The sequence below is a fragment of the Pseudomonadota bacterium genome, assembly GCA_030860485.1.
Taxonomy (GTDB): domain Bacteria; phylum Pseudomonadota; class Gammaproteobacteria; order JACCXJ01; family JACCXJ01; genus JACCXJ01.
Genome location: JALZID010000003.1, coordinates 1 through 12,158, shown reverse-complemented (window position 1 = coordinate 12,158; position 12,158 = coordinate 1). Strand labels below are relative to the sequence as shown.

Annotated in this window: 12 protein-coding genes; 7 read left to right on the top strand and 5 right to left on the bottom strand. The window is 65.3% G+C overall.

The window, feature by feature from the left end; genetic code table 11:
* Positions 1 to 603: DnaJ domain-containing protein (locus M3461_00095; protein MDQ3772890.1), on the bottom strand; the 603-nt coding region annotated here is incomplete at its 3' end.
* A gap of 237 nt (positions 604 to 840) precedes the next feature.
* Here M3461_00095 and M3461_00090 point away from each other — a divergent pair.
* Positions 841 to 1,290 carry an Hsp20/alpha crystallin family protein gene (locus M3461_00090; protein ID MDQ3772889.1) on the top strand — a complete coding sequence of 150 codons (450 nt, stop codon included), beginning with the start codon at positions 841 to 843 and terminating at the stop codon, positions 1,288 to 1,290.
* 35 nt (positions 1,291 to 1,325) lie between these two features.
* On the top strand, positions 1,326 to 1,703 hold the full coding sequence (locus M3461_00085) for an Hsp20/alpha crystallin family protein (protein MDQ3772888.1): 378 nt from the start codon (positions 1,326 to 1,328) through the stop codon (positions 1,701 to 1,703).
* A 105-nt stretch (positions 1,704 to 1,808) separates the two neighbouring features.
* Here the strand turns inward: M3461_00085 and M3461_00080 are convergent, their stop codons facing one another.
* The 4 genes from M3461_00080 to M3461_00065 all read right to left on the bottom strand — a co-directional run bounded on the left by M3461_00080 (position 1,809) and on the right by M3461_00065 (position 6,054).
* Positions 1,809 to 2,378, bottom strand: coding sequence for a DNA-3-methyladenine glycosylase I (locus tag M3461_00080; GenBank protein MDQ3772887.1), 570 nt, complete (start codon positions 2,376 to 2,378; stop codon positions 1,809 to 1,811).
* 20 nt (positions 2,379 to 2,398) lie between these two features.
* Complete coding sequence (gene nrdR / locus M3461_00075) at positions 2,399 to 2,863, bottom strand: transcriptional regulator NrdR (GenBank protein MDQ3772886.1); 465 nt, start codon at positions 2,861 to 2,863, stop codon at positions 2,399 to 2,401.
* An 85-nt stretch (positions 2,864 to 2,948) separates the two neighbouring features.
* The gene (locus tag M3461_00070; GenBank protein ID MDQ3772885.1) at positions 2,949 to 4,205 is read right to left on the bottom strand and encodes a serine hydroxymethyltransferase; all 1,257 of its coding nucleotides are present in this window, start codon (positions 4,203 to 4,205) and stop codon (positions 2,949 to 2,951) included.
* Positions 4,206 to 5,070: 865 nt separating this feature from the next.
* On the bottom strand, positions 5,071 to 6,054 hold the full coding sequence (locus tag M3461_00065) for an acetoin utilization protein AcuC (protein MDQ3772884.1): 984 nt from the start codon (positions 6,052 to 6,054) through the stop codon (positions 5,071 to 5,073).
* Between the two features lie 211 nt (positions 6,055 to 6,265).
* On the opposite strand from M3461_00065, the gene M3461_00060 reads away from it, so the two are divergent.
* From M3461_00060 to M3461_00040, 5 genes are all read left to right on the top strand, one after another.
* Positions 6,266 to 9,052, top strand: coding sequence for a class I adenylate cyclase (locus M3461_00060; GenBank protein ID MDQ3772883.1), 2,787 nt, complete (start codon positions 6,266 to 6,268; stop codon positions 9,050 to 9,052).
* A gap of 122 nt (positions 9,053 to 9,174) precedes the next feature.
* On the top strand, positions 9,175 to 10,059 hold the full coding sequence (locus M3461_00055; GenBank protein ID MDQ3772882.1) for an ATP-binding protein: 885 nt from the start codon (positions 9,175 to 9,177) through the stop codon (positions 10,057 to 10,059).
* On the top strand, positions 10,056 to 10,634 hold the full coding sequence (locus M3461_00050) for a hypoxanthine-guanine phosphoribosyltransferase (GenBank protein MDQ3772881.1): 579 nt from the start codon (positions 10,056 to 10,058) through the stop codon (positions 10,632 to 10,634). Before M3461_00055 ends, M3461_00050 begins: the two co-directional genes overlap by 4 nt.
* Before the next feature lie 13 nt (positions 10,635 to 10,647).
* Entirely contained in the window at positions 10,648 to 11,388 is a 741-nt protein-coding gene (locus tag M3461_00045) for an S-methyl-5'-thioinosine phosphorylase (GenBank protein MDQ3772880.1), read from the top strand.
* Between the two features lie 178 nt (positions 11,389 to 11,566).
* Positions 11,567 to 11,932 carry a multidrug transporter gene (locus M3461_00040; GenBank protein MDQ3772879.1) on the top strand — a complete coding sequence of 122 codons (366 nt, stop codon included), beginning with the start codon at positions 11,567 to 11,569 and terminating at the stop codon, positions 11,930 to 11,932.
* Positions 11,933 to 12,158 lie beyond the last annotated feature (226 nt).

The following is a 12,158-nucleotide window of genomic DNA, read 5'->3' as shown; positions in this document are numbered from 1 at the left end:
GAGATCGCCGTCCTTCCCGCCCTTCACCCCGGCGGATCCTTGCCCGGCCAGGCGGATGAGCTGCCCTTCGCGGATCCCCTTGGGGATATGCACGTTCAGCGTGCGCTCGCGCACCGCGAGTCGCCCTTCGGCGTCTAGTTCAGGCACGCGCAGCGTCACGGCCCGCGTGGCGCCGCGGAAGGCGTCCTCGAGGTCGATGAGGACCCTGGCGTGATGGTCCTCGCCGCGGCCGTGAAACCCCGCCCCATGCCGCGCCCCCGTGGCGCCTCCGAATAGCGAGGCGAAAAAATCGCTGAAGTCCCCTGCGAAGCCCTGGCCGGCGGGGCTCCCGCGGAACTCGAAGCCCGCGTCCCAATCGGGCGGCGGGTGAAAGTCCTGGCCGGGCTGCCAGCCCGCACCGAGCCGATCGTAGGCGGCGCGCTTCTCGGGGTCCTTCAAGACCTCGTAGGCCTCATTGATCGCTTTCATGCGCTCCGAGGCATCCCGCTCCTTGCTCACATCGGGATGATACTTGCGGGCCAGCTTGCGGTAGGCGCGCTTGATCTCGTCCTCGGCGGCCGTGCGCTCGACACCCAATGTCTGGTAATAGTCTTTGAACTCCATTGGCTTCCAGAAAGAGGACCACCGCCCCGGACGCATCTTATCACTTCGCACGTGCGAAATGATTGCGCGATTGGTGTCGCCCCTGCGTGCCCGGCGGCGTGGGCTTGATACACACGCACCAGGCCCCATATACGGTTGCATCCGCGAAACTCGCTCACCGGGTTCAATCGAGCGCCAGGTACGCCGGTGCGGCGAGCAGGGGCGGGAAGTTCATAGCCAAACTGTGGAGGTATCACCATGTACGAGTCCTTGTTGCGGTTTCCGACCGATCTGTTCGCCGAGCTGGACCGGATGCAGCGCGAGGTGCAGGGTTTCGGGGGCTTGAGTCTGCCTTCGAGCATCCGCGCGGTCGGCCGCGGCGCGTTTCCCGCGATCAACATCGGGAGCACGCCGACGGCCATCCGCATCGATGCGTTTGCGCCCGGCATCGATCCCGCGAAGCTTTCGATCAGCATCGACCGCGGGCTTTTGACCATCGCGGGCGAGCGCGCCTCGGACGTTCCGGAGGAGAGCGAGAAGCTCAGCGTCTACGCGCGCGAACGCGCCGTCGGCTCCTTCAAGCGGGTAGTGAGCCTGCCGGAGGACGCCGATCCGGCGCGCGTCGAGGCGACCTACCGCGATGGCGTGGTTACCATCGCCGTCCAGAGACGCGAATCGGCACAACCGAGGCGTATCGAGGTCAAATGAGTCGAGCCATCGACTGTTAATTGGAGGTATGAATCATGAGTGAGAAACGAGAGGTTGTAAAACGGGTAGCGGAAAGGCATAGCCCCGCGCTGGTGCCGCCGATCGATGTGCTCGAAGACGAGACCGGGATCACGCTCTTTGCAGATCTGCCCGGCGTGCCCCTGGACGGGCTCACGGTGCGCTTGGACGGCGACGGGCTGCTCATTGAGGGCGAGGTCGCCGTGGAGACACCGGAAGGTACGACCCCCGCCTATACAGAGCTCCAGACGCCGCGCTTCCGGCGGGCGTTAACCCTGAGCCGGGAGCTGGATACCACGAAAAGCGACGCCGCGTTCAAGGACGGGGTGCTGAAGCTCCGCATCCCCAAGGCCGAGCACGCTCAGCCGCGTAGGATCCAAGTCAACGTCGGCTGACCCCAAGGCGCCGGCACCGACCCCAATTCTTTTGGGCGGTGCCGGCCCCCATTTCTGGGGAGGTATGCCGGTCGGAGTCCAGAGCCGGTCTGACGGATCGCGATATCACCTACGCGCCGTCAACTCGCCATATCGGAAGCAGTCCACGATGTGGTCGTTCACCAGCCCGGTGGCCTGCATGTGGGCATAGCAGATGGTCGGGCCGACGAATCGGAAACCGCGCTGTTTGAGGTCTCGGCTGAGCGCCTCGGATTCGAGGCTCTTGGCCGGCAGCTCGGTAATGGTGCGCCAGGCGTTTTGTTTCGGTTTGCCGTCCACGAAACGCCAAATGTAGGCGTCGAAGCTCTCGAACGCCTCCTGGACGGCCAGGAACGCCCGGGCGTTCAGGACGGCCGACTCGATCTTCTTGCGATTGCGGATGATCCCTGGGTCGTTGCAGAGCGCGGCGATCTTGCGCTCGCCGTAACGAGCCACCTTTTCGGCGTCGAAGTCGTCGAAAGCCCGGCGATAGCTCGGCCGCTTTCGTAAGACCGTCATCCAGCTCAGGCCGGCCTGCGCGGACTCCAGCACCAGGAACTCGAACTGCGTCCGGTCGTCGTGGACCGGCACGCCCCACTCCTTATCGTGGTAATCGAGGTATAGGGGGTCGGCATTGGACCAGCCGCAGCGCGACATCCCGCGCGCAGTAGGTTTTTTCACAAACTCTCAGGCGTGCCGCCCAGGCGTTCGATCTCCTCGACGAAGGCCTGGACATCCTCGAAGCGGCGGTACACCGAAGCGAAGCGCACGTAGGCCACGGAATCGAGCCGCCGGAGCGCCGCCATCACCAGATCGCCCACCAGCCGCGAGCGCACCTCGCGCTCGCCCAAGGCACGCAGTCGGCGTTTGATGTCGGCGATCGATGCTTCGACGTCTTCGAGGGCAACCGGGCGTTTCTCGAGGGCCCTCTGCATGCCGGCGCGCAGCTTGTCTTCGATGAAGGGCTCACGCCGGCCGTCCGATTTGATCACCCGCGGTAAGCTCAACTCCGCGGCCTCGTAGGTCGTGAAGCGTTCCTGGCAGGCCGTGCACTCACGCCGGCGGCGCACCCGTTCGCCGTCCTCGGCCAGACGCGAGTCGATGACCCGCGTGTCCGGCTCCGAGCAGAAGGGACAGCGCATCGGCGCGTCGACTATCTTTCGGAACTGACCAAAGCGGGGGTCGGATCAGGCGCGAGGCGCCCGGCGGGAACCGTGCGGTTCCGTCTCAGAGACCGTAGACCGGGAATCTCCGGCACAGATCGGCGACCTCGCCACGGATGCGTTCGTTGAGACGTTCGTCCTCGATGTTCGCGATGATGTCGCAGATCCAGCCGGCGATCTGGCGGCACTCCGGTTCTTTGAAGCCGCGCGTGGTGGCGGCCGACGAGCCGATCCGGATGCCGCTGGTCACGAACGGCGGCTGCGGGTCGTTGGGCACCGCGTTCTTGTTGACCGTGATGTTGGCGCGCCCCAAGGTGGCGTCGAGTGCCTTGCCGGTCAGCCCTTGCTTGACCAGATCCACGAGGAACAGGTGGTTGTCCGTGCCGCCGGAGACGATCTTGATGCCGCGATCGAGGAATACCCGGCACATCGCCCGGGCGTTCTTGATCACCTGTTCGGCGTAGGCCTTGAATTCCGGCTGCATGGCCTCCCGGAAGGCCACCGCCTTGCCGGCGATGACGTGCATGAGGGGGCCGCCCTGGTAGGCGGGAAACACCATGAAGTTGATCTTCTTTTCGATGTCGGGGTTCGCCCGCCCCATGATCATCCCGGAACGCGGTCCGCGCAGGGTCTTATGCGTGGTGGTGGTAGTGACGTCGGCGATGTCGATGGGGCTCGGATAGAGCCCCGTGGCGACCAGTCCCGCGACATGGGCGATGTCGGCGATGAGATAGGCCCCGACCCGGTCGGCGATGTCCCGGAAGCGCTGCCAGTCGAGCACCCGCGAGTAGGCCGAAAAGCCGGTCATGATGAGCTTCGGTTTGTGCTGAAGCGCGAGCCTTTCCGCCTCATCATAGTCGATCTCCTCGGTCTCGGTGTTGAGCCCGTATTGGACTGCTTTGTAGATCCTGCCGGAGACGTTGACGCTCGCGCCATGGGTCAGGTGCCCGCCGTGCGCCAGGCTCATCCCCATGATGGGGTCGCCCGGATTGATCAAGGCGAGGTAGACGGCCCCGTTGGCCTGCGAGCCGGAATGCGGCTGGACATTGGCGAAACCGGCGCCGAAGAGCTGCTTGGCACGATCGATCGCGAGCTGCTCCACCACGTCCACGTGCTCGCAGCCCCCGTAATAACGCTTACCGGGATAACCCTCCGCGTACTTGTTGGTCAGGACCGAGCCCTGGGCCTCCAGCACCCTCGGGCTCACGTAGTTTTCCGAGGCGATGAGCTCGATGTGGTCTTCCTGGCGCTGGCGCTCTCCTTCCATGGCACGACATAGATCATCATCGAATCCCGCGATCGTCATTGCTCTTGTGAACATAACTCAGCTCCACTGGCGCAAATAGGTTAATAACAGAATAATAAACGAGACCGCTGTAAAAGCCTAAGCAAACCTATTTGAAGTTTCGGGTACACCTCCAAGTCCCTGTCCTTCCGGGAGAGGCACCGTCTTTTCTCCCTCTCCTCCGGGAGAGGATTGAGGTGAGGGGATCGAAATCATCGACGAAAGTGTTTGATTTCATTCCCCCATCCTAACCTTCTCACCGAGGGAGAAGGGACTTCCAAACTGGTTGAGTCGCTCTGTATAACGCATCAAGCTCACCGGCGCGGCGTTTTTTTTCCGCGTTCAATTCCCCATGTAAACAATGTGCCGACGTCAAGGAGGGGCATCAATCGCGGGACATCACTCGACAGATGCGCTTCGTACCTCAGCGCATCCTACTCGGGCTGTCAAGCGTTAGAGTTCCTGGATTTCATACGCAACGAATCCCCTCCCAGATATTGTGACAGTCGCAGGCCCTTTTAGTGGAATTTCAGGCCCCCCAATTAAGCCAGGGCCCCCTGAAATGCCAGTAACAACGAGAAAAAAAGAATCACCACCCTTTGTAAAGATGACGTCCACAGAATCACCGGTACGCCTGGACAGACCTCGAAGAATAAATACATCATTGCGGGCTAGCTTGATTACCTTCGGTGGTGTAGCGTCAGCCCGGACCAGCGTCGTAACCGTCACACTAGCGGTCGGTGTCAAGGGGGCCGCCTGCGTGTTTCCGCAGGACAACAATAATCCAAGCACCGCGCTACAAGCTGCGATTGGTGAGAATATAGGTCGTTTCATAATTGGTGCTCCATAACGCTGATACTATGGCCGGCTTATGGCCGGCTAACATTGGCTATATGCGGATCTAGCCGGCCTCGACAAACGCGCGTAGCACGCCGCTCCAGGCCGCGGCGATGTTGTCGTGATTGTACCCGCCGCCGCCCATGCCGAGGATTCGGCCCTCGCAGTAGCGATCGGCCAGCGTGCACAGGCGCGCCGCTGCGTAGGCGTGGCACGCCGGGGAATACTGCAGGTGGGTGAGCGGGTCCCCGGCCACGCTGTCGGCGCCGCACTGGAACAGGATGAAACCCGGCCGGGCCTGTTCCAAATGGGCCTCGACATGGGTTTCTACCCGGGGCCAGGCGGATCGGAACGCGGCCTCATCCGAGTAGGGCGGCATGGGGATGTTAAGCTTGGTCCCGAGCGCCGGGCCGCGTCCGGTCTCCTCGGCGGCGCCGGTGCCGGGATACAGGAAGCGCCCGTCCTCGTGCAGATCGGCGTAGACGATGGCCGGATCGTCCTCGAAGTCGTAGTAGACCCCGTCACCGTGATGGGCGTCGATATCGACATAGGCGATCGAGCCCAGACGGTAATCCGCCTTCAAGACCTCGATCGCGACGCCGCAGTCGTTGAATACACAGAAGCCGCCCGCCCGGTCGCGGCGCGCATGGTGCAACCCGGCTATGGGCACGAAGGCGCGCCGGGAGTCCCCCCGCATCAGCCGATGCACGGCGTCCACCGTACTGCCGACGACCGCCGCCGCGGCATCGTAGGCCCCCGGAAAAGCGGGGGTATCGCCGTAGTCCAGATAGCCCTCTCCAGTCTTGGATTGTCGCACGACGCGCTCGACATAGGCCGAGGTATGGAAGCGCTCGATGGTCGCGCGGTCCGCGATCGCCGGTTCGTGGCGCTCTACCCGCGGGAGCACGCCGGCACTCGCAGCGCCCTCTTCGAAGCTTCGCATGCGCCCCGCGTCAAACGGATGTCCCCCCCCGAAACCGTAACGCCCCAAGGCCTCGCCGAGGTAGACACAGACCGCTTGCTGTTTCATCGCCGGTTGCTGTTTCATCGCAACTTGCTGTTTTATCGACCCTCACGCAGCGGTCGGCGGTAGGGGTAGATGCGCAACGCCCTCCGCGGGACCGAGGGTCTATTGTACCCGCAATTCCGCCACCCCGACTCGGGGCACGGGTCCGGAAGGCCGCCGGCGCGCGGCCTGTGCGTCCAGGATCGCATCGCAGAGGCCGCTAAGCACATTCATGCCTACAGAGAGCGAGCCGATGAGCAGCGGCGTCCTCGGCCGCTTCGAATCGATCAACCGGGCACGCCTGCACCGGATCCGCGAAGCCTTGAGGCCCGAGCAGGTCCGATTCTTCGACGTCCTACCGCTGCTCTTCCATGTCAACCGTCCCGGCCTGCCGGGATACGTTTCACGCCAGACCCCGGCCGGGATCGAGCGCTTCGCCCCTGGCCCCGAGGCCATGGACGCGGCGCTGCACCTGTTTCGGAGCGCGATCGGGGCGGGCGAGGCGGCGGATCCCCGTGATCTCCTCGGGATCTACTGCCTGGGAAGCTTGGGCAGCATCGCCCACTGCCCCGAGAGCGACCTCGACGTGTGGGTCTGCCACGAGCCCGGCATCGAGGCGCGACGGCTCGCGGAGCTCAACGCCAAGGCACGGGTGATCGAACAATGGGCCCAGGGGCTCGGTCTGGAGGTGCATTTCTTCCTCATCGACCCCGAGCGCTTCCGCGCCGGCGGGCACGCGCGGCTCAGCGCGGAGTGCAGCGGCAATGCCCAGCATTACTTCTTGCTCGACGAGTTTTATCGATCGAGCGTGGTGCTGGCGGGTCTGTGCCCGATGTGGTGGAGGGTGCCGCCGGCCGAAGAGCACCGCTACGCCGAGTGCGTGGCCGGCTTGCAAGCCGTACCGCCGGAGATGCCCGGTGTCGATCTCGGGGGGCTCGGCGAGATCCCACGGGAGGAATTCGCCGGCGCGGCCCTGTGGCAACTCGGCAAGGTTATCGACGCCCCGTATAAATCCGTTCTAAAGCTGTTGCTCCTGGAGGCCTATGCCGGCGAATATCCCCGGCCCGATCTCCTCGCCATGCGTTACAAGGCGTATATCTATGGGGGGGCTGCCGATGCCGAGGCCCTCGATCCCTATTGGCTCTTGTACCGCCGGGTCGAAGAGTACCTCGAAAGGCAGGCCGATACGCCACGTTTGGCGCTGGCCCGGCGCTGTCTGTACTTTAAGGCGCAAGAGGCGCAGCGCCATCTCCCCTCGCACGTGGCCCGGGCCTGGCGTGGGCGGTTCATCGCGGGGCTCCGCCGGCAATGGGGCTGGTCGGGCGAGGATACCGCGAGGCTCGCAGAGCGGGATCGATGGGGCTTCGATCGGGTGAGCGCGGAGTGGCGGGAGATCGTCGACTCCTCGAGGACGAGCTGCCGGGTCCTGGCCGAGTTCGCCCGCCCGCTCTGCGGGCGCTCGGCCGTCACGGCCGAGGAGATCACGGCGCTGGGACGGCGCCTGCACGCCGCCTTCGAACGGCGTCCCGGTAAGTTCGCCCTCCTGGGTCCAGAGACCCAATGGGGGAGAGTCGAAGACGCGTTGTGCCTGCATCGCTGTCCGGACCCCACCGAATCGTGGGGACTGTCGCGTGGCGCGGGCCTAATAGATCGAAAGGATGCCCCTGATGCCCTGGTCAGGACCGGCGAGGCCCCCGGCCAGCTCATCGCCTGGGCCGTCCTCAACGGACTCTCCACATCACATACGCGTTGGTGCGTGGACGCAGGGGCGGGGGAACTGTCCCGCTCCGACCTCGAGACGATGCAGGGCTTTATCGAACGGGGGCTCGCGCGCGGCGCCGGGAACAAACCCGAAACCACCGACCTCATCGCAGCGCCGAGGCTCACGAGCGCCGTGGTCATGGTCAGGGTAGAGACGGTACCGGTACGAAGGGGCGCGGAGCGAGACCGGTCGGAGGGCGAGCCCACCCCTTGGAATCGGTACCGGGTGGCGCTGGCCGAGTTGATCCTGGTGACGAGCTGGGGAGAGCGGCTGGGCCTGCATTTTCAAGGGGACACGGCCTTAATGCGCTGCCTGTGTGAGTACCTGGCCTGGCCCTCGGGACGAGCCGATCGTGTGTCGATCGAGGTGCTGGTCTACGGTGATGCAGAGGCAGACGCCCAAGGGCTCGCCAGATACTTCGAGCAGCTCATGGACGAGGCGGTGACCGCTCTGCATGGCGTGCGCGCAGAGGCCCGCCGTTACGTGCTGGCCTGGGGCAGCGTTTATTGCGTCCTGGCGCAGAGCGGTGATACCTGGCAGGCCGAGTTGGTCGAGTCCCATGCCGCCTTGTTACGCTATCTCGGCCACCCCCTCCCGGTGTTCACCCGGACGTTGGTGCAAAGAGGGGCCCTGGCGTGCGGACCGCTGCCGGTGGTCCTGGCCGAGAACCAGTCCGGGGTGGTGCAGGTGTTTGTGGTCGCCATACGCGAGCGTGCCCTGGTCTTGGTCCTCGACGAGCACGGGGCGCTGTTCCACGCAGACGCCGAGATCGACGGCGGTGATGCGCTCCTGGGGCGCTACCGGCGTTTCCTGCACACGGTGCTCGCCCGCGCTCCGGCATCGGCCGGCGCCGGGCCGCCCGTGCATTTTTATACCGTGGGCGGTCCGGGGGAGCCGGACAGCTTACGGCGTCTTTCGGAGGTGCCCGAGGGGGCCTATTATGAATTTGGGGAGGGCGCTTACCTCGTGCGCGCGCTCGGGACCCCGCACCCCGACACCGGCCGGGCGTTCACGCTGCGGTGCTGCGGCCGCGAGTTCTCCGAGCCGGCGCAAGGCCCCTCCGCTTACCGGGAGGCCGCCCTGCACCTGCTCGATGTGCATGGCCCCACCGGGGTCTATCCCGTCGACGTGAGCGATATCGAGCTGTCGGCGGCGTGTTCGGGCCGTGATAATGAAAGGGATCGCGGGCCCCCACCCATCATCCCCCTGTTGCAATACAAGACCACGGTCGAGGGGCGCCTGAACGAGGCGCTGCGCCGGCTGCGGGGGGAGCGCTGACTCGGCATCCACCCCTATCCTGCCTGTATATATAATAGGGATAATACGGGCTGGTATACGACGCACGGTGGCCAGTATATAGGGCGGGCATCCTGGGGAACACGGGCGCACGGGCGGGGGCGATGTCGGAAGCGGAACGATTGATGGCGCGGGTCGAGTCGCTGATGACGCGTCTGGAAGGGGTGCTGGGCGTGCCGGCGCAGGAGATCGATTGGGCACAGGCGCGGGCCTTCCGCTGGCAGCGCGGCGAGGGCCGGCGCGGGGCGCTACGGGCCTTGCCTTATGTGTCTGCGGTACGGCTGGAAGACCTCCGTTGCGTCGATCGCCAGAAACAGGCGCTCGATCGCAACACGCGCCAGTTCCTGGCCGGGTTTCCGGCCAACCATGCCCTCCTCTGGGGCGCGCGGGGGACGGGCAAATCCTCCCTGGTCAAGGCCCTGATCCACGAGTACGCCGGCCTGGGGTTGTGCTTCATCGAGGTCGAGCGCGAGGCCCTGGTGGACCTTTTCCCGATCTTCGAGACCCTACACGGGCGGCCCGAACGCTTCATCGTCTATTGCGACGATCTGTCCTTCGAGCCTCACGAGCCGAGTTGCAGGGCCCTCAAGACCGCCCTCGACGGCTCGCTCGGCTCTGCGCCCGAGAACGTGCTGGTGTACGCGACCTCGAACCGCCGCCATCTCGTCCCGGAACGCATGGAAGACAACCTCGCTGGGCACCGTGAAGATGGGGAGTTGCATCCTAGCGAGGCGGTCGAGGAGCGCATCTCGCTGTCGGAGCGCTTCGGCTTGTGGCTGGCGTTCCACCCCCTGCGGCAGGAGGAATACCTGGAGATCGTATCCCATTGGATCGGTCGCCTCGGTGTGTCGGAGGGCGATCCTTCCGCGATGCGGGGCGAGGCCCTGCGCTGGGCCCTGGCGCACGGCTCGCGCAGCGGCCGCTCGGCCTTCCAGTTCGCACGCGATCGGGTGGGGCAGGAAAGGCTCAGGCGGCAGGGGCCCGAGTGACCGTGGATCCCGCCCCATCCGTGGTGGAAGAGGTGGGCGCGGTCCTGGCCGCGGCCGAGCGACTGTTCGGCCCGGCGGAGGTCGAGGCGGCACTGGGCCGTATGGCGGCGGAGATCGGCACCGAGCTCGCCAACCGGGATCCCGTGGTCCTGTGCGCCATGGTGGGCGGGGTCATCCCGACCGGCCTGTTGTTGCCCCGGCTCGGCTTCCCCGTGGAGGTCGATTATCTCCACGTCACGCGCTACCGCGGCCAGACCTCCGGGGGGACGCTGTCCTGGTTCAGGCGCCCGGATGAGCGGATCCGGGGCCGCACGGTCCTGATCGTCGATGATGTCCTCGATGAGGGCTACACGCTCCGCGCCATGGTCGAGGCGTGCCGGGACAAAGGCGCGAGCGCCATCTACAGCGCGGTCCTGGTCGTCAAGGCGGTGCCGCGCTGTGCGGGAGCGCCGCCGGCCGACTTCGCCGGCCTCCTGGCCGACGACCGTTACCTCTTCGGCTATGGGATGGACTACAAGAACTACCTGCGCAACGCCCCCGGCATCTACGCCCTGCCGGCATCGACCCTTACATGATTACCGAGCTGGCATGAGCGAGCTGGCTATCATCGGCGGGACCGGGCTACGCACCCTGAGCGGTCTCGAGATCGCCCGGCGGGTGGTCATGCAGACCCCCTACGGTGAGCCGTCCTGCCCGTTCGTCTACGGCATCTATTGCGGCAAAGAGGTGGTGTTCATGGCCCGCCACGGCGTCGCCCATGCGATCCCACCGCACCAGGTGAACTACCGCGCCAACCTCTGGGCCCTCAAGCACCTCGGCATCCATCACGTTATTAGCATCAATGCCGTCGGGGGGATCCACCCGGATCTCGCTCCGGGGCGTATCGCCTTCCCGCATCAGATCATCGACTACACCTGGTCACGCCCGCATACCTTCTTCGAGGGCCGCATGAATCAAGTGACCCACATCGACTTCACCGAGCCGTACTGCGAGACCCTGCGCGGGGTGCTGATCGGGGCCGCCGAGCAGGCTGGATTGGAGGCCTGGCCGCGGGGAGTCTACGGGGCGAGCCAGGGGCCGCGTCTCGAGACCGCCGCCGAGATCGACCGCATGGCGCGCGACGGCTGTGACATGGTCGGCATGACCGGCATGCCCGAGGCCGCCCTGGCCCGTGAGCTCGGGATGTGTTACGCGAGCTGTGCGGTCGTGGCCAACTGGGCCGCCGGCCGTGGGGAGGGGGTGCTCACGATCGGGCTCATCGAGTCCAACGTCAAGGTCGGGATGCACAAGGTCCGTCGCTTGCTGGAGCATGCCATTCCCCTCGTGTGAGGGCGGGGCCGTGGCAGGTGACACTCCTGGCGGAGGGGACGGTCAGCAAAGCAGGGGCGCACCGCCGTGCGCCCGCGGGAAGCTTAGGACGGCCGTGTCGGAACAGGGCCTGTTTGACATCACGCTATCGAGGGGCTATCTACGGATTGGCCCCGTTTCAACGAGGATGGAGGTATCCATGAATAGAGTATCGAAACGATCGGATCTCTGCCGCGCCCTGACGCTCGCGGTCGGTGTGGCCATATCCCCGGTCTCGGCAGCGGCCGAGGAAAGCGCGGGGGACCCCTGGTACGGCAGCGAAGAGCAACAGTACGGCGAACGCGGCCATTCCGTCTATGCCAAGCCGGCGCACGACGCCGACTACATGGTCGCGGACGGGCTGATCGCGCGTCCCCTGGGGATCGCATCGACCATCATCGGGACGGGTCTATTCATCCTGACCTTGCCCTTCAGCCTCATGGGAGGCAATGTGGACGAAGCGGGGCAGGTCCTGGTCCAGGAGCCGGCGACGTATACCTTCGGGCGCTGTCTGGGATGCTTCTAGGGGCGATACCCCGGACGGTCAAAATCGCGTTTCTTGATCCCCTCACCGTGACCCTGTCCTGTCCGCGAACAGCACGGACAGCGGAGGAAGATCCTGGTTCCCTCCCCTGCGGAGCGGGGGAGGGCTAGGGTAATGGTATGGACTCCTCCCCTCCCTAACGGCATCGTGATGTGCCAGAGTGGAAGATGAAACGACCACTTCAACGAAGAGGAGGAGTCCGGTATGT